24 protein-coding genes and 1 riboswitch (1 of these 25 running past the window's edge) are annotated in these 25,213 nt (G+C 64.2%); of the genes, 11 read left to right on the top strand and 13 right to left on the bottom strand.

Features of this window, described 5'->3' with window-relative positions; genetic code table 11:
- Positions 1-255 carry the 3' portion of an RNA-binding protein gene (locus tag I6L39_RS06975; RefSeq protein WP_042079006.1) on the top strand. The gene continues 240 nt to the left of window position 1, outside the view, so only the last 255 of its 495 coding nucleotides appear in the window; the start codon falls outside the window, past its left edge; its stop codon occupies positions 253-255.
- Between the two features lie 4 nt (positions 256-259).
- Here I6L39_RS06975 and murI read toward each other — a convergent pair whose 3' ends face one another.
- Positions 260-1,048 carry a glutamate racemase gene (gene murI / locus I6L39_RS06970; protein ID WP_216991404.1) on the bottom strand — a complete coding sequence of 263 codons (789 nt, stop codon included), beginning with the start codon at positions 1,046-1,048 and terminating at the stop codon, positions 260-262.
- Between the two features lie 108 nt (positions 1,049-1,156).
- Entirely contained in the window at positions 1,157-3,022 is a 1,866-nt protein-coding gene (locus I6L39_RS06965; protein WP_216991403.1) for a TonB-dependent receptor, read from the bottom strand.
- Between the two features lie 51 nt (positions 3,023-3,073).
- A riboswitch (cobalamin riboswitch) is annotated at positions 3,074-3,252 on the bottom strand.
- 207 nt (positions 3,253-3,459) lie between these two features.
- On the opposite strand from I6L39_RS06965, the gene purE reads away from it, so the two are divergent.
- Positions 3,460-3,969: a 5-(carboxyamino)imidazole ribonucleotide mutase gene (gene purE, locus I6L39_RS06960; RefSeq protein ID WP_216991402.1), complete on the top strand. Its 510-nt coding sequence runs from the start codon at positions 3,460-3,462 to the stop codon at positions 3,967-3,969.
- Entirely contained in the window at positions 3,966-5,090 is a 1,125-nt protein-coding gene (locus tag I6L39_RS06955) for a 5-(carboxyamino)imidazole ribonucleotide synthase (RefSeq protein WP_216991401.1), read from the top strand. Before purE ends, I6L39_RS06955 begins: the two co-directional genes overlap by 4 nt.
- A gap of 72 nt (positions 5,091-5,162) precedes the next feature.
- On the opposite strand, the gene I6L39_RS06950 is transcribed toward I6L39_RS06955, so the two are convergent.
- The 4 genes from I6L39_RS06950 to leuE all read right to left on the bottom strand — a co-directional run bounded on the left by I6L39_RS06950 (position 5,163) and on the right by leuE (position 9,764).
- Positions 5,163-6,356, bottom strand: a complete 1,194-nt coding sequence (locus I6L39_RS06950) for an MFS transporter (protein ID WP_216991400.1) — start codon at positions 6,354-6,356, stop codon at positions 5,163-5,165.
- Positions 6,357-6,465: 109 nt separating this feature from the next.
- Complete coding sequence (locus tag I6L39_RS06945) at positions 6,466-7,209, bottom strand: LytTR family DNA-binding domain-containing protein (RefSeq protein WP_216991399.1); 744 nt, start codon at positions 7,207-7,209, stop codon at positions 6,466-6,468.
- A 46-nt stretch (positions 7,210-7,255) separates the two neighbouring features.
- Positions 7,256-8,929: a sensor histidine kinase gene (locus I6L39_RS06940; RefSeq protein ID WP_216991398.1), complete on the bottom strand. Its 1,674-nt coding sequence runs from the start codon at positions 8,927-8,929 to the stop codon at positions 7,256-7,258.
- Between the two features lie 196 nt (positions 8,930-9,125).
- Complete coding sequence (leuE, locus tag I6L39_RS06935) at positions 9,126-9,764, bottom strand: leucine efflux protein LeuE (protein ID WP_216991397.1); 639 nt, start codon at positions 9,762-9,764, stop codon at positions 9,126-9,128.
- Positions 9,765-10,063: 299 nt separating this feature from the next.
- On the opposite strand from leuE, the gene I6L39_RS06930 reads away from it, so the two are divergent.
- Positions 10,064-11,281 carry an MFS transporter gene (locus I6L39_RS06930; RefSeq protein WP_216991396.1) on the top strand — a complete coding sequence of 406 codons (1,218 nt, stop codon included), beginning with the start codon at positions 10,064-10,066 and terminating at the stop codon, positions 11,279-11,281.
- A gap of 75 nt (positions 11,282-11,356) precedes the next feature.
- Here the strand turns inward: I6L39_RS06930 and I6L39_RS06925 are convergent, their stop codons facing one another.
- Together I6L39_RS06925 and ftnA are read right to left on the bottom strand one after the other, a co-directional pair.
- Positions 11,357-12,541, bottom strand: coding sequence for an NAD(P)/FAD-dependent oxidoreductase (locus tag I6L39_RS06925; RefSeq protein ID WP_216991761.1), 1,185 nt, complete (start codon positions 12,539-12,541; stop codon positions 11,357-11,359).
- A 158-nt stretch (positions 12,542-12,699) separates the two neighbouring features.
- On the bottom strand, positions 12,700-13,224 hold the full coding sequence (gene ftnA / locus I6L39_RS06920) for a non-heme ferritin (RefSeq protein ID WP_042079031.1): 525 nt from the start codon (positions 13,222-13,224) through the stop codon (positions 12,700-12,702).
- 209 nt (positions 13,225-13,433) lie between these two features.
- Here ftnA and I6L39_RS06915 point away from each other — a divergent pair, with 209 nt between their 5' ends.
- Positions 13,434-15,215, top strand: a complete 1,782-nt coding sequence (locus tag I6L39_RS06915) for a diguanylate cyclase (protein ID WP_042079032.1) — start codon at positions 13,434-13,436, stop codon at positions 15,213-15,215.
- A 27-nt stretch (positions 15,216-15,242) separates the two neighbouring features.
- On the opposite strand, the gene fabV is transcribed toward I6L39_RS06915, so the two are convergent.
- Positions 15,243-16,430, bottom strand: coding sequence for an enoyl-ACP reductase FabV (fabV, locus tag I6L39_RS06910; protein ID WP_216991395.1), 1,188 nt, complete (start codon positions 16,428-16,430; stop codon positions 15,243-15,245).
- A gap of 454 nt (positions 16,431-16,884) precedes the next feature.
- Between fabV and I6L39_RS06905 the strand changes: the two genes are divergently transcribed.
- Entirely contained in the window at positions 16,885-17,319 is a 435-nt protein-coding gene (locus tag I6L39_RS06905; protein ID WP_042079034.1) for a universal stress protein, read from the top strand.
- 192 nt (positions 17,320-17,511) lie between these two features.
- The gene (gene trpS, locus I6L39_RS06900; protein WP_216991394.1) at positions 17,512-18,525 is read left to right on the top strand and encodes a tryptophan--tRNA ligase; all 1,014 of its coding nucleotides are present in this window, start codon (positions 17,512-17,514) and stop codon (positions 18,523-18,525) included.
- Here the strand turns inward: trpS and I6L39_RS06895 are convergent.
- Entirely contained in the window at positions 18,504-19,463 is a 960-nt protein-coding gene (locus I6L39_RS06895; protein WP_216991393.1) for a LysR family transcriptional regulator, read from the bottom strand. The genes trpS and I6L39_RS06895 overlap by 22 nt on opposite strands.
- Before the next feature lie 91 nt (positions 19,464-19,554).
- Here I6L39_RS06895 and I6L39_RS06890 point away from each other — a divergent pair, with 91 nt between their 5' ends.
- Together I6L39_RS06890 and I6L39_RS06885 are read left to right on the top strand one after the other, a co-directional pair.
- Positions 19,555-20,454 carry a DMT family transporter gene (locus I6L39_RS06890; RefSeq protein ID WP_042079037.1) on the top strand — a complete coding sequence of 300 codons (900 nt, stop codon included), beginning with the start codon at positions 19,555-19,557 and terminating at the stop codon, positions 20,452-20,454.
- Positions 20,439-20,600 carry a hypothetical protein gene (locus I6L39_RS06885; protein ID WP_084203067.1) on the top strand — a complete coding sequence of 54 codons (162 nt, stop codon included), beginning with the start codon at positions 20,439-20,441 and terminating at the stop codon, positions 20,598-20,600. Before I6L39_RS06890 ends, I6L39_RS06885 begins: the two co-directional genes overlap by 16 nt.
- Positions 20,601-20,706: 106 nt before the next feature.
- On the opposite strand, the gene I6L39_RS06880 is transcribed toward I6L39_RS06885, so the two are convergent.
- Positions 20,707-21,177, bottom strand: a complete 471-nt coding sequence (locus I6L39_RS06880; RefSeq protein WP_042079099.1) for a DUF6314 family protein — start codon at positions 21,175-21,177, stop codon at positions 20,707-20,709.
- Between the two features lie 42 nt (positions 21,178-21,219).
- Here I6L39_RS06880 and I6L39_RS06875 point away from each other — a divergent pair, with 42 nt between their 5' ends.
- A complete protein-coding gene (locus I6L39_RS06875) occupies positions 21,220-22,074 on the top strand; it encodes a carboxylate/amino acid/amine transporter (RefSeq protein ID WP_216991392.1) in 855 nt (284 codons plus the stop codon).
- 75 nt (positions 22,075-22,149) lie between these two features.
- Here the strand turns inward: I6L39_RS06875 and I6L39_RS06870 are convergent, their stop codons facing one another.
- Complete coding sequence (locus tag I6L39_RS06870; protein WP_200163980.1) at positions 22,150-23,013, bottom strand: sensor domain-containing diguanylate cyclase; 864 nt, start codon at positions 23,011-23,013, stop codon at positions 22,150-22,152.
- A 238-nt stretch (positions 23,014-23,251) separates the two neighbouring features.
- Positions 23,252-23,965, bottom strand: coding sequence for a 3-deoxy-D-manno-octulosonic acid kinase (locus tag I6L39_RS06865; RefSeq protein WP_209794827.1), 714 nt, complete (start codon positions 23,963-23,965; stop codon positions 23,252-23,254).
- Between the two features lie 127 nt (positions 23,966-24,092).
- Between I6L39_RS06865 and I6L39_RS06860 the strand changes: the two genes are divergently transcribed.
- Positions 24,093-25,205 carry a glycosyltransferase family 9 protein gene (locus I6L39_RS06860; protein ID WP_216991760.1) on the top strand — a complete coding sequence of 371 codons (1,113 nt, stop codon included), beginning with the start codon at positions 24,093-24,095 and terminating at the stop codon, positions 25,203-25,205.
- Positions 25,206-25,213 lie beyond the last annotated feature (8 nt).

Here is a 25,213-nt window from a genome sequence, read left to right as displayed (position 1 = left end):
CCCTATCGCGCCAACGAGATCGCCGTACGCGAGCTCTTTGCCGAACAGGGTCAGGTGATCTCGGTCCGTCTGATGAAAGACAAGGCCACCGGCAAGCGCAGGGGCTTTGGGTTTGTGGAGATGCCCGTCGCCGATGCGGCCAAGGCCATCGCCGCGCTCAACGACAAGGAGTATCAGCAGCGCACTCTGAAAGTACGCGAGGCCAATGACAAGCGGGACAGGGATGAGAAGGAAGGAAACGACGTCGACGCCTGAGAGATCAGCATTCGACCTCTTCCAGTGATGACAGCCCCCATGCCTGCAAGGGGGCTGTCAGTTTTTGGGCCTCGGCATCCAACCGGCTGCAGTAGGCAAGACCTGTCCCCTCGTCGGGGAGGGAGGACGGAATCGCCGCCAGCAGATGGGCCACCCGCCTTGCGACGGCACAGCCCGAATCCACCAGCTGACACTCCGGCATCAGTTGTCGAATCTCTTCATTCAGCAGCGGGAAATGGGTGCACCCCAGCACCAGAGTATCCGGCCTCTCCTCTCCTTCTATCCAATCCGCCAGTACCTCTCTCAGCAGAGCCATGTTGACAGGCAATCCCGCCAGCTTGCGCTCGGCCTCGATCACCAGCTCGGTGGCCCCCTTGAGCAACACGCGCTTGCCCGGTGCAAACTGGGCGATGAGTTCATGGGTATAGGCGCGGCTGACGGTGCCTGGCGTGGCCAGCAGGCCGATGCAGCCATTGCGGGTCAGGGCGGCAGCGGGCTTGATGGCGGGCACCACCCCCACCACCGGGATATTCAGGGAGGCACGCAGGGCAGGCAGCGCTATGGTGCTGGCGGTGTTGCAGGCGATCACCACCAGATCGATGGCGTGCTTGGCCACCATGTGGCTGACCAATCCGGTGCAGGCAGAAATCAGCTCTGATTCGCTCAACTCGCCGTAGGGGAAGTGGGCATTGTCGAAACAGTAGAAATAGTTGTGTGCCGGCAGGGCGCGACGGATCTCCCCATAGACGGTCAGCCCGCCCATACCGGAGTCGAACACGAGAATATTGGCCACCTGAGCTCCCCCTTGGATGCGAGGCGGCGATCATACTCCCGCCCGGCGCCAATAGAAAAGGCCCCGCCAATGGCAGGGCCCCTGATTTTTCCGATCCGGACGACGGGATCAGAGCGCGTAGTCCACCGTCACATAGTAGGCACGCTCGTCCGCCGGGTAGCCCACCGAGGTCTGGTACTCCTTGTCCAGCAGGTTGCTGATCTTGCCGGAGACCTTCCAGGAAGGCGCGACCCGATAACCGACCGCCAGGTTCCACACGCTGTAACCGCCCAGCTGGGTGGTATTGGCGGCGTCACCATAGCGCTCACCCTGGTAGATCCAGCTCAGGGAGCCGTCGAACTGCTGCCACTGTGCCAGGCCAACCCATTTGGCCCCCTTGCGGGAGATCAGCTGCAACTGCTTGTCGGTGACCTTGTCCTTGGGATCCTTGTATTCGGCGGAGATTCGATGGGTCAACCAGCCGGTCTCGAACTCCCCTTCCAGCTCGACCCCTTCAATCCGCGCCTTGCCGACGTTTTGCGGCGTCCACATGCCCTGGCTGTCCGGTGCCCACTGGATCATCTGCTCGAAGTCGTTGCGATAGCCGGTCACACGCCACTCCACGCCGGCGGTCTGGCCATCCAGCATCAGCTCGCTGCTCTTCGACTCTTCCGGCTTCAGCTCGGGGTTGCCGGAGCCCGGGTAATACAGATCGTTGAAGGAGGGGGCGCGGAAGCCGGTGCCGTAGCGGGCGCTGAGACGGTAATCCTCCACGAAGCGCCAGCCAGCGCCAGTCTGCCAGGTGTTGTGACGGCCGAACTGCTCGTTGTCATCGCTGCGACCGCTCAGCTCCGCCTGCCACACCTGGTTGTCAAACTGGGCCAGGGCATAGAGCCCTGTGTTGTCGCGCTCATCGGCATCGCTCGGGAAGGCGACGCCAGAGGAGCGGGAACGCTCGTCCAGCATGTCGCGCTGCCAGTCTGCGCCACCGCCCAGGGTCCAGCGTTCGTCCAGCTTGACGCTGTTGACCCAGTTCAGGGTGTATTGACGGGTATAGAGTCGATCGGCGGACTGATCGCGGCCGCTGGTATCCGGGTAGTCGTAGGCATCCTGTTTGGAGAAGGCGCCGCGCAGTTCGCTCAGGTAGCGCTCGTCATGATAGCGGGAGCCGAGCTGGTAGCTCTGGTTCTCGGTCCAGGTTTCGTTGCGTTGATGAAACGCCGGGCCCCAGGCGGAAGCGGCAGAGGATCTGTCGTACTGGGCGATGTTGCGGAACCAGCGGGTCGTACCGAACAGATCCCAGTTGCTGGCCAGCGCCTGCTGATAATCCACCATGGCGTTGTAGCCCCGGTGGCCGTGCTTGTCCCCATCGTTCACCCCCGGAATGGGGTGCACGTTGTAGCCGGTCTCGTCATCGAAGCCCCCGGCAACCTTGAGCTGGCCCGCCTCGCCGACCTGGCTGGCGCTGCTGAAGGCGGCCTGGCGCTGCTTGTTGGAGCCGACCCCCAGGTTGAACTTGTGCTGATTGGTCCCCTGATCCGGGCGAGTGATGATGTTGATGACCCCACCGATGGCATCCGAGCCGTAGATGGTGGCGCGCGCACCGCGGATATATTCGATCCGCTCCACCTGGTTGAGGGGCAGGTTGTTGAGCTCTGTCATCCCGGCGGTCAGGGAGGCGCTGCGCACCCCGTCCACCAGCACCAGGGTCTGGGAGGAAGTGCCGCCACGCACCCGCAGCGAGCTGAGCTGGCCGCGACCGCCGTTGCTGACCACTTCCACGCCGGGCAGGGTCTTGACCACATCGGTCACGGTCTGGGCTTGCAGGCGATCGATCTCGTCACGGGTCACCACGTTGACGGGGGCCAGCACGCTGGAGGCGGGTTGGGCGACGCGGGTGGCGGTCACCACCATGGTGGGGTTGACGGGAATGGTCAGTTGTTGGGCAAAGGCCGCCGTTGGCAACAGGGCAGCCGCCAATAATGTCTTGGACATGAGAGATCCTTAGGTTCGCGTAAGCATCTACTTCGTGGCCGGTTTCTCTCGGCCCGAAATACGAACTTTGGCAGGTCTTCGGGCTTGGGGGCTGATGGCCTAAGGCGACGGCTTCCCACCTGACGGCAGTGCCCTGATGTCGCTTCGTTCCCCCTTACCGCTGCGCGCCAGCTCCGGATTCTCACCGGATTCCCTTTTAAGCAGGATGCGCCAAAGCGGGGGGATTATAGGCAGAGCCATGTTGGATGTATAGCCATCTGGATTTCTGTTTTCGTTTTTTCCCTTCCGGCAGAGCCGAGTGGCTCAGTTACTACCCCCTCCTCTGCCGTCAGGCCCGCTGACGACCCTCGGAGAGGGACAGAGACGCGAAATGTTGAGCCAGAGCCCACGGCTTTTTGGTAACATGCGGCAAACGTTTGACATCCGAGGAAGCCGTAATGACGACCCCCCCTATGATCGGCCTGGTAATGGGCTCCGACTCTGACTGGCCCGTGATGCAGGCCGCCGCCCGCATCCTCAAGGAGCACGGCGTGCCCTATGAAGCGCGCGTCGTATCCGCCCATCGCACCCCGGATCTGCTGTTCGAATATGCTGCCAGCGCCCGCGAACGCGGTCTGCGCGCCATCATCGCCGGTGCCGGCGGGGCTGCCCACCTGCCGGGCATGCTGGCCGCCAAGACCACGATCCCGGTGCTGGGCGTGCCCATCCCCACCCGACAGCTCAAGGGGATGGACTCCCTGCTCTCCATCGTCCAGATGCCCAAGGGGGTGCCGGTCGCCACCTTCGCCATCGGCGAGGCGGGTGCCGCCAACGCCGGTCTGTTCGCCGTCTCTCTGCTCTCCGTCGCCCAGGATGGCGACGCTCCCCGCTATCAGCAGCAGCTCGACGGCTTCCGCGCCAAGGAGCGCGACCGGGTGCTGGCCCTCACCCTGGAGGAGCCGGCATGATACTGCCCCCCGCCACTTTGGGTATGCTCGGTGGCGGCCAGCTCGGCCGCTACTTCGTGATGTCTGCCCACCGTCTCGGCTACAAGGTGATAGTGCTGGACCCGGATCCCGTCAGCATCGCCGGTGCAGCCGCCGACGAGCAGATCGTTGCCGCCTATGACGATGCCGATGCCCTGCGCGATCTGGCCAGCCGCAGCGACGCCATCACCTGCGAGTTCGAAAACGTGCCCGCCGCCTCCCTGGCCCTGCTGGAGCAGTACAAGCCGGTGCGCCCGGCTGCGAGCGCAGTGCGTGTCTGTCAGGATCGCCGGGAAGAGAAAGCCTTCCTGACCCGCGCCGGCGTACCGGTCGCCCCGAACCTGACCCTGCTGCCGGGCGAGCCGCTGCCCGCCCTGCCAAGCGACCTCTTCCCCGCCATCCTCAAGACCGCCCGCGAGGGCTACGATGGCAAGGGGCAGTGGACTATCCACAATGCGGGCGAATTGCCAGCGGCCCTGGCCGCCAGCGGCGTGCCCTGCGTGCTGGAGAAGCGGCTGCCGCTGGAGGGGGAGTTCGCCCTCACCCTGGCCCGCAGTCCGAGCGGTGCCATCAGTGCCCTGCCCCTGGTGCAGAACTGGCACAGCGGCGGCATCCTGGATCAGACCCGCTCCCCGGCCAATGTGCCCGCCCTGGAGCGCGAGGCCCAGCGCATCGCCGAGCACATCATCGCCGCCCTCGACTATGTGGGCGTGCTGACGGTGGAGTTCTTCCTGGTCGGCGGTGAGCTGCTGGTCAACGAGATGGCCCCCCGGCCCCACAATTCGGGTCATCCCAGCATCGACAACGCCGGTTGCAGCCAGTTCGAGTTGCAGGTGCGCGCCCTGTGCGATCTGCCGTTGCCGGCACAGGCTGAGGTTCAGCCCGCCATCCTGCTCAACCTGCTCGGGGATCTGTGGCAAGACGGCACGCCGGACTGGGCCGGCGCCCTGGCCCTGCCCGGGGTGCACCTTCACCTCTATGGCAAGAGCGAAGCCCGCCCCGGTCGCAAGATGGGCCACGTCACCGTCACTGGCCACGACTGGCCGGCGGTCGAGGCCACCGCGCACCAGCTGCGCGCCCTGCTGGGTCTGCCCCCGCGCTGAGTCCACCCCTTGACATGCAAAGACCCGGGCCAAGGCCCGGGTCTTTTTTTATGACTTGAGAAGCGAGAGGGGTCAGGCCCTGTCGACAGCCGCAACGGGAGCCGGCAGGCGGATGGTGAGGGAGAGCACCAGGGCCACCACCAGCAGCACCAGGATCAGGTTGAAGGTCGCCATGAAGCCGCCGAACAGGGAGGCGACGATGGAGCCGATGATGCTGCCCAGCCCGAAGCCCAGATAGATGACGCCGTAGTTCTTGGTCAGGTTGTTGAGGCCGAAGAAGTCGCTCACCAGCGAGGGGTAGACGGTGATGGTGCCGCCGAAGCTGAACGCCACGCAGGCCACCGCCACGAAGAACAGGTTGGCGTTGAGCGGCACGAACAGCAGCAATCCCATACCACCGAGCGTAATCAGTTGGGCGATGGTGATGACCCGGATGCGGGACATCTTGTCGGAGAGGATGCCCAGCACCAGCCGGCCACCCAGGTTGGCCATGGCGATGATGGCGACGGCGTTGGCGGCGACCACGGCAGGCAGGCCCACCATCTTCTCGCCGATGTCCTTGGCCACGCCGATAACGTAGAGACCGCTCATGCAGGCGGTGAGGAACATCAGTGCCAGCATCCAGTACTGCGGCTTGCGCATCGCCTCGGCCAGGGTGAAGTCGCGGCTCTCGCTCTGCTGCACGGCGGCCGCCTGCTTGGGTGCGTCCTTCATCAGCATGCCGCCCACCAGCACCATGGACATGGCGATCAGCCCCCACAGCTGGAAGGTGGTCTCAAGGCCGTTGCTGGAGAGCAGCAGCAGGTTGATGTACTTGAAGCCCAGGCTGCCGAGGCCATAAGCACCGATGGAGCAGGCGGAGATCAGCCCCTTGCGCTCCGGGAACCACTTCACGCAGTTGGAGAGGGTCATCAGGTAGCCGGTACCGTCGGCGAAGCCCACCAGGATGCCGGCGCAGAGGTAGAGCATGGCCAGGTTGCTGGCATGGGCGGTGAGGAAGAAGCCGATGCCAAGCAGCACGCCGGCCCCCAGGGTAACGTTGCGCACCCCGAACTTCTCCTGCAGCTTGCCCGCCAGGGAGGAGGCCACCGCCAGGGAGAGGCTGAGCAGGCCGAAGGCGAAGGCGACCTGGCTCACCGGCTCGTCCAGCTTGTCGGAGAGCTGGGCGTTGAACAGGCTCCAGGTGTAAACGGATCCCAGCGCGAACTGGGTGATGATGGTCCCCAACAGGGTGAGGTAGCGGGTGCGATTCATCTCTCTGGTCATGATGCGTCTCGGTCGATGGCCTTAAGGAAACTGGGGCCACTATAGGCAAGACGCCGCTCCCGCCGACCGATTACGGCATGAAATGCAGATCGGCGGGAATGAATGACAATCAGAGCCGCATCAGCTGACGGAACGCCTTGATGTTGCTGCGGCTGACCGGCACCTCGAACGGCAGGTCATGGAGCCGGATGAGATAGGTGCTGTTGAACCAGGGCACTATCTCGCGGATCTTGTTGATGTTGACGCAGTAGGAGCGGTGACAACGGAAGAAGCCCTCGGCGGGCAGCCGGCTGACGAACTCGCTGAGGGTCATGGTCATCACGTAGCGATCGGTACGGGTGTAGACATAGGTCAGCTTCTCGTCGGCTTCCGCATAGTAGATCTGCTCGCAGGGGGTGACGATGATGCGCTCCCCCTTCACCAGATTGACGGTGCGATTGTGGGGGCTGCTCCCCTCGCCGCTCGCCTCCCCCGTGGTGGCTGGCTGCGACTTGCCCGCATGCTCGAGCTTCTGCAGCAGATTGATGAGGCGCGGCTCGTTGTAGGGCTTGAGGATGTAATCGAACGCCTCCAGCTCGAACGCCTCCACCGCGAACTCCTTGTAGGCGGTGACGAAGACGATGTGGGGCGGGTGACTGGACTTGTGCAGGTTCTTGGCCAGCAGCAAGCCGTCGATGGCGGGGATCTGGATATCGAGGAACACCACGTCCACCTCGTGATCCTGCAGGTACTTGAACGCCTCCAGCCCGTCCTCGAAGCTCGCCACTATCTCTATGGTGCTGTGCTGGTTCACCAGATAGGCGAGCTCCTCCCTGGCCAGGTATTCATCTTCGACGATGATGGCTCTCAACATGGCTGTCCCTCTCGCGTCATGGCGTTCTTATCAATATTGATGGCGATCAGCACGGCATGGCCTCCGGATCCGGCAGATAGAAACAGACTTCGGTGCCGGGCTCCAGCCGCTTAAGGTGCAGGCCGTCGCCATAGAGCAGCTTGACCCGCTGATGCACGTTCATCAGGCCGATGCTGCGGCTCTCCACCCGACCGGCGGCCACCCCGTCGATCACCGCTTGGCTGATGCCGTAGCCGGTGTCGCGCACCGCGACCCGGATGCCGCCCGCCAGCTGCTTCACCTCGATGGTGACCCGACCCGGCGCACTGCGGGGCTGGATGCCGTGCAGGATGGCGTTTTCCACCAACGGCTGCAACAGCAGGCTCGGCACCTGGATATGCACGTCGTCCACCTCGAACACCACCTCCAGCTTGTCGCCGAAGCGGGCCTGCTCGATGGCCACGTAGTCGCGCACCTGCTGCAGCTCCTCCTGGATGTCGATGAGGGTGTCCCCCTTGTTGAGGTTGTAGCGCAGGTAGTCAGCGAGGTTCGCGATCAGCTGGCGTGCCTGCTGGGGACGGATGCGGATCAGCGACGAGATGGCATTGAGGGCGTTGAACAGGAAGTGGGGGTTGATCTTGCTCTGCAGCGCGGTGAACTCCGCCTTGCGGGTCATCTCCTTGAGCTGCTCGATACGCGACACCTCCATCTGGGTGGAGATGAGCTGGGAGAGACCCACCGCCATCTCCTTGAGGGAGCTGGTGATGCTGTGGGTGCGGCGATAGTAGATCTTGAGGGTGCCGCTGACGGCGCCGTTTTCCCGCAGCGGAATAATGATGACCGAGTGAAAATCGGAGAGGTGATACTGGCGCAGATCGTTGTTGATGATGATCTGGTCCAGCAGCACCGCTCTGTGGGTCATGTCGCTGATGGCGTGATGCTCGTCCAGCTCGTAGTAATCCTTGCCCACCCCCACATAGGCCAGCACGTCGCGGGTATCTGTGATGGCCACCGCATCGGCGCTGATCTCGCTGCGAATGATGCCGCACACCTGGCTCAGGGAGTGGCGATCGATGTTCTGGAAAAACGGCAACGTCTTGTTGGCGATGTCGAGCGCCAGCTTGGCCTGCTTGGCGGCAATCAGCTCCTTCTCGTCATCCAGATCCTGCACCAGCTTGATGATGAGCCCGATACAGAGCGCACCGGCGATCATCGGGTAGGCAATATGACTGACTATCTCCACACCTACCGCATGGGGCTCGGTCAGTTGCCAGATAAGCAGCATGGTCAGCCCCTCGCAGGCCATCCCCGCCAGGATGCCGTAGAGCCAGAGCCGCGACTTGCGACAGCGCAGGTGCAGCCAGGTGGCCAGCAGGCCTGCGATGATGCTGGCGATGAGACAGGGAATAGAAGTGTGACCGTCCATGTCGATGAGGTAGCGGTGCAGCCCCGAGATGACCCCGGCCGGAATGCCGACCCAGGGGCCGAACAGGATGCCGCCGGAGATGATGGCGATGATCCGCACGTTGATCAGCGCCCCTTCCACCGGGATGCCGGTGTAGGTGCTGAACACCGCGAACAGGCAGAAAATGGCGGCCACCAGTACCAGCTCGGCCGGGGTGTGGTCCCGCTTCTGGAACAGCCGCTGGAACGGCCGGGTGCGGGTCAGGAGGAAGAGCGTCATCAACATCAGCGCCGCCCGCTCAAACACCGCCAACAACATCATCTGATTCTCGAGCATGGGGCCTCCGGCCTAGGGCCACGAGGGGCGCACTATAGGGTGTATGGGGTCATGGGTTGCCGGCCCCGAGCAAGGGGAAAGGAGAACACAGCAGGATGGGCAACCCCTGAGCGGGCCCCAGTTTACCTCAGACGACCCGCCAAGGGAGCAACGGCATTGCCGGCTGGCCGGGAGACGGCCAGCCGGTTGGAGGGTGTCAGGAGGAGAGGGTTGCCAGCCGGGCGGCGAAGCCCATGAAGAACAGGCCGATCAGGCCGTTGCCGAGCCGGGCAAGCCGCCGCTTGCGCGCGAAGAAGCGCGCCATCAGGGTGCCGCCGAAGATCAGCAGGGTAAGGTAGACGAAGCTCATGGCCTCCAGCATGCCGGCCAGCACCAGATAGGAGATCCAGGTGTGGGCATAGCTGAAGTCGATGAACTGCACGAAGAACGATACGTAGAACAGGATCGCCTTGGGGTTGGTGAGGCTTAAGGTGAGCGCCTTGGTGAAGTAGCGCTCCCCCGGGTCCATCACCGACGCCTGCCCCGCCTTTCTGGCGACGAAGTTGGCATGCAATATCTTCACCCCCAGGTAGAGCAGATAGAGGGCGCCGAGGTAGCGCACCAGGGTAAACAGCAATGGGGTGGTGCGAATGAGGGAGGCGATCCCCAGGTAGGCGCAGAAGATCAGGATGGCGTCGCCGACGAAGACCCCGAGAGCCGCCTTGTAACCCGGGCCTATGCCGCGCACCACTCCGGTACGCAGCACGTACAGGGAGTTGGGCCCCGGCGCTATGATGATGAAGAAGAGACCCACCAGATAGGTCCAGACGTTGATGACTCCCAAACTCTCAAACATGACGCGCCCCCCTGGACTTGGAAAATAGCCCGGTCAGGCAGGCCCAGACGTTGATGAAACCCAGGCTTTCGAACATGTTCCCTCCATGGCGGGTGATGAACCGGATAACGGCGGCAGGCCTTCTATACTAATCCGCCCCCCGCCAAGCACAAGATCTGGCCTGCTCTCCACACGCTTTCAGGATGAACGGCCTGCGCGCCGATCGAGAGCCACCCCGGAGTTCGCCCACTTTGGTTATGTCCAGACGCGCCGGGATAAGGCATGGTAGAAGGCGTTTTGAGCCACAGACACCACACCCCATGGAAAAGACCCTGAGCACAGAGACGCTCGACGCGCCCCCCGCAGCCGATGCCCTGAACACCACCCGATACCCCGTGATCGCCGCCATCAGCTTCTCGCACCTGTTGAACGACATGATGCAGTCGGTGCTGCTGGCCATCTATCCGCTGCTCAAACTTGGTCTCGACCTGTCGTTCGCCCAGATCGGCCTCATCACCCTCACCTACCAGTTCACGGGCTCGCTGTTGCAGCCGCTGATCGGCCTCTGCACCGATCGCAGGCCCATGCCCTACTCCCTGCCCCTCGGCATGGGGTTCACCCTGGTGGGACTGCTCTCCCTCTCCCAGGCGGACAGCTTCGGCGCCGTGCTGCTGTCGGCCATGCTCATCGGCATGGGCTCGTCGGTGTTCCACCCGGAATCCTCCCGGGTCGCCCGCATGGCGGCCGGCAACCAGCCCGGCCTGGCCCAGTCGCTGTTCCAGATCGGCGGCAACCTGGGATCGGCCATAGGTCCCCTGCTCGCGGCCCTGATCATAGTGCCGCAGGGTCAGGGCAGCGCCGCCTGGTTCTCCCTGTTCGCCCTGGTCGGTGTCGTGGTGCTCGTCTTCGTCGGGCGCTGGTCAAGCCAGCACGGTGCCCACTTCCACCGCAGGATGAAGGCCCAGATCGGCAACGGCCTGAGTCGCCGCCAGATCGGCTGGTCCCTGGCCATCCTGGGCCTGCTGATGTTCTCCAAGTTCTTCTACATGACCAGCCTGAGCAGCTATTACGCCTTCTACCTGATGGACAAGTTCGGCCTGTCGCTGGACAGAGCCCAGCTCCATCTGTTCGCCTTCCTGTTTGCCGTCGCGGCGGGCACAGTGCTCGGCGGGCCGGTCGGCGACCGCATCGGCCGCAAGCGGGTGATCTGGATCTCCATCCTGGGCGTCGCCCCCTTCACCCTGCTGCTGCCCCATGTCGACCTGTTCTGGACCACGGTGCTGTCGATGATCATCGGCCTGATCCTGGCATCGGCCTTCTCCGCCATCCTGGTCTATGCCCAGGATCTGGTCCCCGGCAAGGTCGGCACCATCTCCGGCCTCTTCTTCGGTTTCGCCTTCGGCATGGGGGGCATAGGGGCGGCCCTGCTGGGCCGGCTGGCGGATGCCACCAGCATAGAGACCGTGTATCAGGTCTGCGCCTACCTGCCGCTCATCGGCTTGCTGACCGCCTGCTTGCCGACCATCAGAAAGGGCTAGCGCCCGCGAGGAATGCCGACCATAAAAAACGCGGCCTGAGAGGCCGCGTCTGAAGTGGATGAGAACAAGGGCAGGTCAGCAGTACTGGCCGGCCACCCAGCCGGATGACCAGGCCCACTGGAAGTTGTAGCCGCCGAGCCAGCCGGTCACGTCCACCACCTCGCCGATGAAGTAGAGTCCGGGCACCTTGCGCGCCTCCATGGTCTTGGAGGAGAGCTCGTTGGTGTCCACCCCCCCCAGGGTCACCTCGGCGGTGCGATAGCCCTCGGTGCCGTTCGGCAGGATCTGCCAGTCCCCCAGCAGGGTGGCGACGGCCTCCAGCTCCCGCTCGTTGTACTGGCGCATCGGCTTGCTGACCAGCTGACCCAGCTCCACCAGCTTGTCGACGAAGCGTTTGGGCAGCTCGCGCCCCAGCACCGTCTTCAACTCCTGGGCCGGGTGGGCCTGGGCCCACTCCTTGAGGGCCGTCGGAATGTCCAGCTCCGGCAGCAGGTTGATGTGGATCTTCTCCCCCGCCAGCCAGAAGGAGGAGATCTGCAGGATGGCCGGGCCCGAGAGGCCGCGATGGGTGAACAGCATGGCCTCCTTGAAGCGGGTGCCATCCTCGGCGGTCACCGCCACCGGCAGGCTGACCCCGGCCAGATCGGCGAAGGCCTCCTTGTCGGCCTGATGCAGGGTGAAGGGCACCAGGCCTGCACGGGTCGGCAGCACCCTGAGGCCGAACTGCTCCGCCAGCTTGAAGCCGTAGGGGGTGGCACCGAGCTTGGGCATGGAGAGGCCGCCGGTGGCCACCACCAGGGAGTGGCAGCTGACGTCTCCCTGACTGGTGGTCAGCATGAAGCCCTCTTCGGTCTTGCTGACGGTGAGGATCTCGGTCTGGAACTGCAGGGTCACGCCGGCCCAGTCGCACTCGGTCAGCAGGATGTCGACGATCTCCTTGGCGCTCTCGTCGCAGAACAGCTGGCCGAGCGTCTTCTCGTGATAGCGCAGCCCGTGCCGGTCCACCAGATCGATGAAGTCCTGCTGGGTGTAGCGCGCCAGCGCCGACTTGCAGAAGTGGGGGTTGGCCGAGAGGAAGGCGTGGGGCCCGGCATGGTGGTTGGTGAAGTTGCAGCGACCGCCGCCGCTGATGAGGATCTTGCGGCCCGGCTTCTTGGCGTTGTCCAGCACCAGCACGGAACGGCCCCGATAACCGGCCTGGGCCGCACACATCAACCCGGCCGCCCCGGCGCCGATCACCACCACGTCAAGCTGCTTCATCATCACTCACCCATCAAAAGAAAAACGGCCCCTGTACGAAAGACCGTCATTGTACCCGGCAGAAACCATCGCCGCGGTTTCATGGCATGTCCAATAAAAAACGGCCCCTTTGCAAGGGGCCGTCATTGTACTGGCTGAACACTGAGTGTCCACGACTATCAGGCAGCGCCGTCCATGATACTGGCGGGAGCGCCCTTGGCCAGCTCGGCCAGCTCCTTGTCGATGAAGTAGAGGCCCTTGCCATCCTCGCCCACCAGCGACAGACGATCGACGATGCTCTTGAACAGCTTCTCCTCCTCGTGCTGCTCGGCCACATACCACTGCAGGAAGTTGAAGGTGGAGTAGTCCTGGGTGGTGAAGGCCACGTGGGCCAGGCCGTTGATGCACTTGGTGATGTGGTACTCGTGCTCAAGGGTGGTGCGGAAGATGTCGCCAAGGGAGTTGAACTCGTGGGGAGGCGCCTCGATGGCCCCCAGCAGCGGCATGGCACCGGTCTCGCTCACATAGGTGAACAGGCGCTCCATGTGCTGGCGCTCCTCGACGGCGTGCTGGCGCAGGAAGTTGGCCGCCCCTTCAAAGCCCCTGTCCTCGCACCAGGCGCTCATCTGCAGGTAGAGGTTGGAGGAATAGAATTCAAGATTAATCTGCTCGTTCAACTTCTCGATCATGGCTTTGGCCAACATGATGATTCTCCACTGTGATTTGCTCACGATTGTCGCCACTGTTGCATCCTGACGCAACCAGATACGACCGTCGGCGCGCGCAGTCATGACGGTTTCCCGCCTCATCCTGTCCCCCATACGGTTATAGAGAAGCAAAGAAACATGGTGTAGGTGACGTCAGCCATTATGATGGCGCCAGTGGTCAGGGACAGGATTCAATGAGATTCATTATGACACTGGCACTGCTCTGGATGATCCAGCTGCAGGCCGCTCCCTCCTTGCTCAGCGAGGCAGAATTGCAGGCAGCAAGGGATCCTATCGGATATCTTCAACGCCTCGATGCCAGCCCCCAGCAGGAGATGGAGCTGTTTCATGCCAGATCCCTGGCCAAGGCGGCGCTGGGGCGCTATCCCGACGCCCTGCTGGACAACGCCCGTGCCCGCGCCCTGGCCACCGCCCGCCATGAAACCACCCGACTGCTGGATTTCCGGCTGCAGCAGGCGGCCCTCACCCTGGATACCGAAGAACCGCACCGGGCCCTCCGGCTGCTGGCGCTGCTGCAACCCGAGATCGGCGACCACCCTGCCCTGCTGTCGGAGTGGCACGCCCTCAACGGACTCGCCCTCTATCGCACCCAGCAGCTGAGCGCGGCGATCGCCGAGCTCAAGACCGCCTTCCGCCTCAAGCAGGCGGCGCCCGACTCCCCCATCGCCAGCCTGCAGTGTGCCCGCCTGCTGATGACGCTGGGCAACCTCTATGCCGATCTGAGCCTGCCCCGGGAGGCCGAAGGCTATTATCTGGAGGCCCTGCAACGCATGGTGCTGCTGAACGAGCCCAACAGCCAGATCATCATCCGCGCCAACATGGCGCGACTCTATATCGATACGGATCGCCCCGCCCAGGCCAGGCGACTGCTCGACAACCTGCTGGCCAACCCGGCGCTGGCACCGGATTACCGCGCCATCATCCTGGGTTATCAGGCCATGGCGCTCAACGCACAGCGCGACTGGGCGGGTGCCCTGCGCACCCTGGACGAGGCCCAGGCGCTCTATCAGCAGCTGGGTTATCCGGATGCCGGAGCACGCCTGCTGGAGACCCGGGCCCGGGCACTACAGGGCACTGGCGAGAAGCAGCTGGCACTGCAACTGCTGACCACCCGGGGCGCCGCGGGAGCCAGCAGCAAGGCGCTGCAGGCCAGCCTGCTGGCCGATCAGGGACGCTATCCCGAGGCCTACCGGGCGCTCAGCGAATACGTGAGCGACTACAAGCAGCACTTCAACCAGACCCTGAGTCAGCATGCTGCCGCCTTCCAGGCCGAGATGGATCTGGCCCGCAGCGAGGCCAGCAACCGGGCGCTGCAGCAGGAGAACGAGAGCAAGCGCCAGCAACTGCTGCATCAGCAGAGCGCCCGTTACTACCAGCTGATGCTGGTCGGCCTGCTGGCCGGCGCCCTGCTGCTGCTCGGGCTCACCACCCACCGGCTGCACCGCAGCTCGCGCCACCTCTACAAGCTGGCTACCTTCGATCAACTGACCGGGCTGCCGAACCGGCGAGCCCTGCTGGAGCGGCTGGCGCAGCAGTGGCAGCTGGAAGTTCCCCTGACCCTGATCATCATCGACATCGATCATTTCAAGCAGATCAACGACAGGCACGGTCACCAGGCCGGGGACCAGGCCATCCGGCAACTGGCCAGGGAGCTCAAGAGCTGGGCGCCGGACCAGCACCAGATCGGGCGCCTGGGCGGGGAGGAATTTCTGGTGGCCATGGAGCAGGATGGCGCCACCTGCTGGCGGCTTGCCGAACAGCTGAGAAACCGGATCGCCTACCTTGCCGCCCCCCACATGACCATCAGCATAGGGGTGGCGGAGCGTTCACCGGACGATGACAACCTGGGCCAGCTCATCCACCGGGCCGACATGGCCATGTATCAGGCCAAGCGCCAGGGGCGCAACCAGACCGTCCTGGCCCTGGCTCCCCAGGCCCAGGACGAACTCGCCTGCAACGTCGCCTGAGACGTAGGCCCGGGCCTACCGTCAGGATCAGGGCATCAGCTCGGTGAGCGACGCCACACTCACCGGTTCCCCGTAGTCCACCCCCGGCAGCCCGAAACCGTTGAGCTGCAGGAAATCCTGACGCAGCCCGGCAAAGTCCCCCAGGGCGTGGAAGTTGTCCGGCGTCACCTTGGACCAGAGCGCCGAGACGGCGGCCTGAATGGCCGGGTCGAGCTCGTGGTCGTCCATCCGGATCAGCCGGTTGCCGTCGGCCACCACCCCTCTGGGTCCGTACATCTTGGTGGCGAACAGCCGCTGCATCTGCTCGATGCAGCCCTCGTGCACACCGCGCTCCTTCATCACCCCCATCAGCAGGCCGAGGTAGACAGGCAGCACCGGAATGTAGGCGCTCGCCTTGGTCACCAGCGCCTTGCAGACCGACACCCAGGCGTGGCCGCCGACTTCCGCCAGTTGCAGGTTGATGGTCTCGGCGGTGGCGTGCAGATGCTCCTTGGCATAGCCGATGGTGCCGTCCCGGTAGAGGGGATAGGTGGATTCGGGGCCTATGTAGGAATAGGCCACGGTTTGCGCGCCGGGGGCCAGGCAATCCGCCTGTTGCAGCGCCTGCATCCAGAGCTGCCAGTCCTCGCCGCCCATCACGGTGACGGTGTCGCGGATCTCCTCCGGGGTGGCGGGAGCCAGGGATTGCTGTACCAGGGCGTCATGCTCCAGATCCAGCCCCCAGCCGCTGAAGGGCTGGCCCGTGGTCTTGAGCACGGAGCGCACCTGGGTGCCATCGGCCAGCACCCGGATGCCGCTCGCCAGCGAATAGATGACCAGGTCCACCTGCCCGAGCTGCTGGCGTATGGTCTCGATGGCCTGCTGGCGCATGGCATCGGAGAAGGCATCGCCGATCAGGTTGACGGCGATGCGCCCTGCCTGCTCCGCCTCCTTGCGAAACCAGATGTTGTTGTACCAGCCGGCGCTGCCCAGCCCCTTGTCGGAGGGGCCGCGCTCGAACGACACGCCGACGGTGTCGGCACCGGCACCGAAGGCGAGCGCGATGCGAGACGCCAGCCCGAAACCGGACGAGGCCCCAAGCACCAGCACCCGTTTGGGCCCGTTGAACGATCCCTCCGCCCTGACGCTGGCAATCTGCTGCATCACGGCGGCGCGGCAGCCGATGGGGTGGCAGTTGCGGGCAACACAGCCCTGGATTTGCGGGTGAATGATCATCGAGGAGTCTCCGGGAAAGGGGTGCAACAGGAGGAACGTCCGTGGCGGGCCGGCCCGCTCTCGGGGCCCGGTGACGCACGACGGTTTGCCAAGGGAACTGGCTACAGCATAACCAAGCGGCGGGGGATTACCTTGACATGGGGCGGAATATCGACGGGAAAAGGGCAGAAAAACAAAAGGGAGCGCGAGGCTCCCCAAAGCGGTATTCAGATGCTTTTTGTTGTTTTGTGTTCATTGCGAAGCACGGGCACATCCTATGCCCCTCCCTCTGTCGGGGCAATAGACCGCCTGTGATCGGCTTCAAACTCCTGTTCAAAATATGCACTACCTTTTCATCGGGCACGGCAGCCCGGGTGTACGGGGCCCATGCAAATCCTGAAACTGTGGCAACGCCGCCGTTTTAGTTTCAGCAGACATTGGTATAGTGGACCCAGGATCAGTGAGGAGAACTCCCATGAATGGAACCTATTACAAACACGTACTGGCCGCGATCGACCTGTCGGAAGACAACCGCAAGGTGATCGAGAAGGCGGTCGACCGGGCCCGCTCCAACGGCGCCAAGCTGTCGGTGATCCATGTGGATGTGGACCTCAAGGATCTCTACACCGAGATGATCGACATCGACATCGACAACGTGCAGGACCAGGTGATCGCCGAGGCGAAGGAGAAGCTGGAAACCTTCCTGGCCTCGGTGGACTACCCCATCGAGAAGAAGCTGGTGATCTGCGGTGATCTCAGCGAGCGGGTCAACCAGGCGGTCAAGGATTACCAGATAGATCTGCTGGTGTGCGGCCATCGTCAGAGCTTCTGGAGCCTGCTGACCTCCAGTGCCCGCCAGCTGATGAATACCGTGCCCTGCGATCTGCTGGTCGTGCCCTTGCAGAAGTGATCAAACAGGCGTAGCTTGATTTGCCATGAACATGACCTCATTCAATCACAAGAACTGGTGGTGCCGCTTCTAAACAGGCGGTGCTGCTTTTCTATGTAAATTTTCCCAAAGAAAACACCGTGACCGCCGAGAGGCGGTCATTGTTTTCATCCCTGTGTCGCCTCCCGGCCCACCCCAACCGGAGAGAGTGAAATGCACAACCCCATCATACTGACCGGCGATCGTCCCACCGGCCGCCTGCACATCGGCCACTACGTCGGCTCATTGCGCCAGCGGGTCGAGGCCCAGTCCCATTACCGCCAGTTCGTGATGATCGCCGACCTGCAGGCGCTGACCGACAACGGCCACAACCCGGCCAAGGTGACAGATCACGTGCTGGAGGTGATGGCCGACTACCTGGCGGCCGGCCTCGACCCGGCCAGGACCACCTTCTGCCTGCAGAGCGCCCTGCCCGCCCTCGCCGAGCTCACCTGCTACTACCTGAACCTGGTCAGCGTCGCCCGGCTGGAGCGCAATCCCACGGTGAAGGCGGAGATCCAGCAGAAAGGGTTCGAGCGCAGCCTGCCCGCCGGCTTCCTGGTCTACCCGGTCAGCCAGGCCGCCGACATCACGGCATTTCGCGCCACCCATGTGCCCGTGGGGGAGGATCAGCTGCCCATGCTGGAGCAGACCAACGAGATAGTGCGCCGCTTCAACGCCCTGGTGGGCAAGGAGGTGCTGACCGAGTGCCAGCCCATACTGAGCGACACCGGCCGCCTGCCCGGCATCGACGGCAAGGCCAAGATGTCCAAGTCCCTCGGCAACACCATAGAGCTCGGCATGTCGAGGGACGAGATCAAACAGGCGGTGTTCGCCATGTACACGGACCCCGAGCACCTCAAGGTGAGCGACCCGGGTCGGGTGGAGGGCAATACGGTGTTCGCCTATCTGGATGCCTTCCACCCGGACAAGGCCCTGGTGGCCGAGATGAAGGCGCACTACAGGCGCGGCGGCCTCGGCGACATGCGCTGCAAGCAGGAGCTGAACGACTGCCTGCAGAGTCTGCTCGCCCCCATGCGGGAGCGGCGCCAGGCCGCCATCGCCGACAAGGGCCAGCTGCTGGCGCTGCTGCACCGGGGCACGCTGCAGGCCCGGGCCCTCACCGACGAGGTGCTGGCCGAGGTGAAGGGAGCCATGGGGCTGGACTACTTTGCCGGGCTGCGCTGAGCCGGCGTGCCCAGTGCGGCCTCGCCGTAGCGCTCGAAGGCGAGGCCGTGCAGCAGGCTCTTGAACCAGCGGATCGCCTCGTCGTGGGCGCTGAGCGGGTGGCCCGCCATCAGATAGACGATGGGGATGGCGGGATCCAGCGGATGGAGGCGCAGCGGATAATGGCGGCAGAAGTGGCGCCCTATCATCTCGGGCACCACCACCAGGTAGCGTCCGGTCGCCATCAGGGGCGGCACCGCCATGAAGCTCGGCAGTCGGACACCTAATTCCCGCTCCACCCCGAAGCGCCCCAGCCAGAGCTCCACCATGGCCTGGCTGTGGCCCCAGCTGGAGGTGTGGATGTGGGGCCGGCTGACCAGATCGTCCGGCCCCAGTGCCTCGGGCAGCGCGCTGCCAAGCGGCGACAGGCACACCAGGGGATTGCTGAACCACTCCTCCCGCCACAGCCGGGGGGAGAGATGGTTGGCGCCGGCGAACCCGATCACCAGATCCAGCTCCCCCTTCTCCAGCTCCCGCTCATAGTCGCTGTCCGCCAGCTCGCACACTTCCAGACGGCAGTGGGGCGCCAGCTGCACCATGCGCTCCACCAGCGTCGGGACCAGGCCGTGCTCCACCGACCCCGGGGTGGCGATGCGAAACACCCGCTGGGCGCTGGCGGGATCGAAGTCCTTGGCCTGCCGCAGCCCCTGCTCCAGCATGGCCAGCGCCTGGCGTACCGGTCCCGCCAGCGCCTTGGCCCGCTCGGTCGGCATCATCTCGCGCCGGCTCATCACGAACAGGGGGTCATCCAGCGCACTGCGCAGCCGCCCCAGGGCGTGGCTGACGGTGGACTGGGAGAGGTGCAACCGCTCGGCGGCGCGGGTAACGTTGCGCTCCTGCATCAGCATGTCGAACACGGTGAGCAGGTTGAGGTCGAGACGAGAGAGGGGCAGTTCCATCGATATTAACCATAGTTGAATGATGACAATTCATTTTTGGCATAGTAGCAGATTGCATAGAATGCGCAGGCGAATTACATCGGAGATTCAAATGCGTAGCTATCTGTTGTTGCTGGCGATCGGCCTGTTGTGGGGCTCCCAGTTCATCTTCATGCACCAGGCCGTGGCGGAACTGCCCCCCATCCTGGTGGCGGCCGGCCGCGCCCTGTGCGGCAGCCTGACCCTGGGCCTGCTCTGCCTGTTCATGCGCCTCAAGAGCGAACACACCCCCTGGCGCACCTACATGCTGATCGCCCTGCTCGACGCCACCCTCCCCTTCATCATGGTGGCCTGGGGCCAGCAGTACGTGGACAGCGCCATCGCCGCCGTGGTCATGGGTTGTATCCCCTTTGTGACCATTTTGGCGGCCCCCTTGTTTATTTCTGGTGAAAGAATCACCAAGGGTGGCCTCGTCTCCGTGCTCATCGGTTTCGTCGGCGTGCTGGTGCTGTTCTGGCCGAAGCTGGCCAGCGGCATGAATGCCGGCCTGCTCGGCGCCATGGCCATACTGTTCGGGGCCAGCTGCTTCGCCATCGGCCTGCTGATGATCAAGCGCTTCGCCAAGGATCACCCCGTGGTGGTGGCGCGCAACATCCTGATCTCGTCCGCCGCGCAGCTGCTGCTGGCCGCACCCTTCGTCGCGGACCTGAGCGCCTTCACCCTGCCGAGCCAGCAGGCCATGGGCGCCGTCGCCATGCTGGGGATCTTCTGCACCGGTCTGGTCTACTTCCTCTATATGGCGCTGATCCAGAAGGCGGGCCCGACCTTCGCCTCCTTCAGCAACTACCTGGTGCCGCTGTTCGGCGTCATGCTGGGGGCCCTGTTCCTCGGCGAGCAGATCCAGTCCACCACGGGTGTGGCGCTGGCGCTGATCCTGGGCTCGGTCGCCCTCAACCAGTGGGCCCAGCAGCGCCGCAACCAGCGGGAGGCCGCCCCATGTCAGGCATCCTGACCACGCTCTGCGGCGGCCTGGTGCTGATCGCCAGCTGGCAGTATCGCCACCGTCTGGCCGGGGTGCTGGGTCTGCTGATGGTGCTGCTGCCCTGGTTCTTCGACAGCAAGCTGCAAGCCATGCTGAACTATGCGCTGAGTGCCTGAAGACCCTCTCTGCGTGTGTGACGAGAGTGAGTCTCTCCTGTTTTTTGGGACCGTTTTGAAAAAACCTCCGATTTGTCCCTTCTACCGGCGCCCTGCGCCGGTTTTTTTATGCCTGCCCCCCGGGCCCGTAGCGGTAGCTCAGCCGCTCGTTCTTGCGCGGCCCCCGGATCTGCCAGCCGAGCAGGAAGCCGCCCTCTGTCTCGGTCAGCTCGGCACTGTAGTGATCCTGGCCACACAGGTGGGGCTCGGCGGTGAGCCAGCGGCCATCCGCTTGGGGCAGCAGCTCGAACAGCGCCACCGGCTGCTCGTAGCGCAGGTGGGAGAGCAGAATCCCCCTCGGGGTACGCTGCCACCAGAAGCGGTTGTGCATGGCCAGCACCCGGCCATGGGGGGTGGTGTAGTGGCCTCGCTCGGCAAACAACCAGCCTCCCTGGTGATCGGTCACAGTCACAACCCCCTCGCCGCGGCCGCACCAGTCGGTGGCGGAGCCAGCCCCGTTGCTCGCCTCGAAGGCAAATGCTCCGATCTGTGGCAAGCCTTCCCATAAACGCTGGATCGCGCCTTCCAACTCGGCCATCATAGCGCCCTCCAAATTGACAATTGACGACATTTCAATCACATGAACTACTTGATAGGGGTTACCCTGCTCTGGTCCTTCTCCTTCAGCCTGATCGGGGTCTACCTCGCCGGCCAGGTGGATGCCTACTTCTCCGTGCTGACCCGCATCGTCCTCGCCAGCCTGGTGTTCCTGCCCTTCCTGCGCCGCCGCTGGCTGCGCCCCGATCTGGTCGCCAAGCTGATGGCGCTCGGCGCCATCCAGCTTGGCATCATGTACCTCTTCTACTACCACTCCTTCCTGCTGCTGACGGTACCGGAAGTGCTGGTGTTCACCATCTTCACCCCCATCTACGTGACCCTGACCCACGATCTGCTGGAGGGCCGCTTCAAGCCGACCTATCTCTGGGGGGCCCTGCTGGCGGTGCTGGGTGCGGCCGTCATTCGCTTCGACGGTCTGACCGAAAGCTATGTGCTGGGATTCCTGGTGGTGCAGGGGGCCAACGTCTGCTTCGCCCTGGGCCAGGTGGGCTACAAGGTGCTGCTGGCACGGGAGGCCGAGCAGCCGCCCCAGCTCGCCGTGTTCGGCTGCTTCTATCTGGGGGCCCTGGTGATCGCGCTGCCAGCCTGGTGGCTGCTTGGCCAGCCCCAGTACCCGACCAGCAACCTGCAATGGGGCATTCTGATCTGGCTGGGGGTGGGGGCATCCGGGCTCGGTTACTTCCTGTGGAACAAGGGGGCAACCCTGGTCAGCAGCGGCGTGCTGGCCATCATGAACAACGCCCTGATCCCGGCGGGCCTGCTGGTCAATCTGGTGCTCTGGGGCAAGGATACCGACCTGCTCAGGCTCACCCTGGGTGCCCTGCTGATGCTGGCATCCCTCTGGGTCTGCCAGCGTCGCCGGGTCAGTGAAGGTTGACAGGAAACGGGCCCGCCCAGGCTGGCCCTCTTTGGTTCCACAGGTATTCGCGGGTGAGTGAGCGCTGACTGAAGATCAGCCGACGACGGTGTTGTGTTCCCGCTTCGCCTGGCCGTGGCAGGAGGCCAGTCGGGCCAGCAGATGATCGAGCTGCTCGGCACTCTGGCTCTGCACCAGGCCGATGCTGACGGTCACCGGGCGCTGGGGCAGCAGGCTGGCGTCGGCGATTTCGAGGCGCAGCCGCTCGGCGATCTCCAGCCCGCTCAGGCGATCGGTCTGGGACAGCATCAGGATGAAGCCGTCCTCGTCCCAGCGGGCGAAGGGATCTTCCCGCCGCAGCTCGCGGCGCACGATACGGGCCAGCTTGGCCAGCATGGCGTCGCAGGCGGCCTCCCCGAACAGCTGCAGGATCTTGCTGCGGTGATCCACGCTGAATTGCAGCAGACAGAAGCTGCCGCTCTCGCTGGCCAGCCGCTCGTCCAGCAGCATCTCGAAGTGGCTGCGACTCTCGAGGCCGGTGAGGGGATCCGTGTCATGGCGATCGTCCAGGGGCGGCATGGCCGCATCCAGATGGCGCACCACTCCCAGCAACTGCCCCCGCTCGTCGCGACGAACCCGCTCCTCCAGCCGAATGTAATGGCCCTGATGGTGCAGGATGCGGTATTCGAGCCGCAGCCCGCTGCTGCGTCCCTCCTGACAGGCCTCCAGGGCCTCGGCCAGGCGGGGGGCATCGTCCGGGTGCACCCGGTCCAGCCAGCCGAGATCATCCAGCTCGCTTCCCTCCAGCCCCAGCAGCTGCAGGCAAGAGGGATCGCGCCTCAGGCCGCGCTCGGCCGACCAGGTCCAGATCCCGGCCTCCAACATCGCCATGGCTTGTGCCATCAGCGTCACCTCAAGGGGAGTGGTGACCTCAACCCTGGGAGTCTCATACCTTTCCATCACGCGCCTCGACACCGGATCCGAATATCTGACCAATCAAACACTCTCAATAAGTAACATTGGCACTGGCGCCGAGCAACCGCGCCAGCACCACTTCCTCACCCCTCCAGGCCCTCATAGTCCGTTATCAGAGCCTGCCAACCTCCAGACACTAAGTGGAGGTCGGGCTCAGTCCGTCTTGTCCTGATAGCCCTTTATCAGTGCCTGCCAGCCTCCAGACACGAAGTGGAGACCGGGTTCAGTCCGTCTTGTCCTGATAGCCATTCATCAGTTCATGCCAGTTCTCCGGCACGAAGTGGAAACTGGTATGCAGCTGGGACTCCTTGTTGAAGGAGCGCAGCAACCGCTCCAGATTGGCCTGCTGCCAGCTGCCTGGGGAGCGGATCGCCCCCTTGTCGAAGTCGATCACCCACACCTTGCCCTCCTTGTCGAGCAGCAGGTTGTGGCTGTTGAGATCCGCGTGATAGACGCCGGCATCGTGCAGCTGGCGCACCGTCTTGCCTATCTTGTGCCAGACCTCACCGGCGATCGGCCCCTGCTTGAGCAGGGCCACCAGATCCTTGGCACCGCGGATGCGCTCGATCAGGATGTCGGCCCGATAGAAGGGCCCCTGTTTGACCATGCGCGCCGCGAACGGGCGCGGCACCGGCAGTCCCTGCTCGCTCAGGGTGGCCAGCAGGCGGTACTCGGCCATGGCCCGGCTCGACTCAACCCCTTCGAACCAGAAGCGATCCCGCACCAGCTTGCCCACCATGCCACCACGGTAGTAGTGGCGCAGCACCAGGTGGCGCGACTCATCCTTCACGAACCAGGTCACTCCGCGGCCGATGGAGGAACCCACCACCTGACGATGGGTCTGCCACCAGGCCGGATCGAACAGGGAGGGGGAAGGATCGCGGAAGGCACCGTCGGCATACCAGCAGATCTGGTTGTGGGTGGTCTGTGTCAGCATCATGAGAATTCCGGTCGATAGTGGGATGCAGGGCCCCCCTTCAGGGGACTGTGCCGGTCGGGCAGCTGGCGCAATTTTACAATCCGCAGGGGAGTTTGCATAATGCCATCCATCCATTTTGCCATCGTTGCGCCACATCATGCCGCTGTTCCAAACGCCGCCCTCCTCCATCTGCATCCTGCGGCTCTCCGCCATCGGGGATTGCTGCCACGCGCTGGCGCTGGTGCGCGTCATCCAGCGGGCGTGGCCAGAGACCCGCATCACCTGGATCACCGGCAAGATAGAGGCAACGCTGTTTGCCGATCTGCCCGGCGTCGAGGTCATCCCCTTCGACAAGAGCAAGGGCTGGCGTGGCTATCGCGATCTCTGGCGCACCCTAAAGGGACGCAGGTTCGATGCACTGCTCCATCTGCAGGCGGCCCTGCGAGCCAGCATCGCGACCCTAGGCATCAAGGCCAAAGTCAAACTCGGCTTCGACAAGGAGCGGGCCAACGACGGCCAGTGGCTGTTCACCAACCATAAAGTACCGTCCCCAGCCTCCCCCCACGTGCTGGACGGCTTTCTCGCCTTTGCCAAAGAGCTCGGCATCGAAGATCTGACCCCGGACTGGCAGCTCCCCCTTAGCGCCGAGCACCAGGTCTGGGCCAGGGAGACGATCGGCGGCAAACCGACCCTGCTCATCTGCGCCGCCGCGAGCAAACCCTTCAAGAACTGGACCGCCGAAGGCTATGCCGCCCTGGCGGATCACGCGGCCGGCAAGGGCTTTCAGGTCTATCTGTGCGGCGGCCCGGCCAGGCTGGAGCGGGATCTCGCCGCCGACATCCAGCGCCTGAGCCGCAGCAAACCGGTGGATCTGGTGGGGCAGACCAACCTCAAGCAGCTGCTGGCGCTGATCAGCGAAGCCAGCCTGGTGCTGGCCCCGGATACCGGCCCGGCCCACATGGCCACCTTGGTGGGGACACCGGTGATCGGCCTCTACGCCCACCACAACCCGGCGCGCACCGGCCCCTACCTGTGCCGCGATTACCTGGTCAGCGTCTATCAGGAACTGATCGAGCTGGAGACCGGCAAGCCGCTGGCCGAGCTCGACTGGCGTACCCGCCTCAAGGATCCGGACGCCATGAGCAAGATAACCCGCGAGAGCGTCATCGCCGCCTTCGACCGCCTCTGCGCCGCTCGCCATCTCCTGCCCGCCCGGGGCAACTCGGAAATTCCGAGCCATGAGGCAGGGATAATCTGATGGCCCTC

Source organism: Aeromonas sp. FDAARGOS 1409 (assembly GCF_019048705.1).
GTDB classification, from domain to species: Bacteria; Pseudomonadota; Gammaproteobacteria; order Enterobacterales; family Aeromonadaceae; genus Aeromonas; species Aeromonas sanarellii.
The sequence above is the reverse complement of the archived record's forward strand: the minus strand, read 5'-3'. Positions and strand labels throughout refer to the sequence as shown.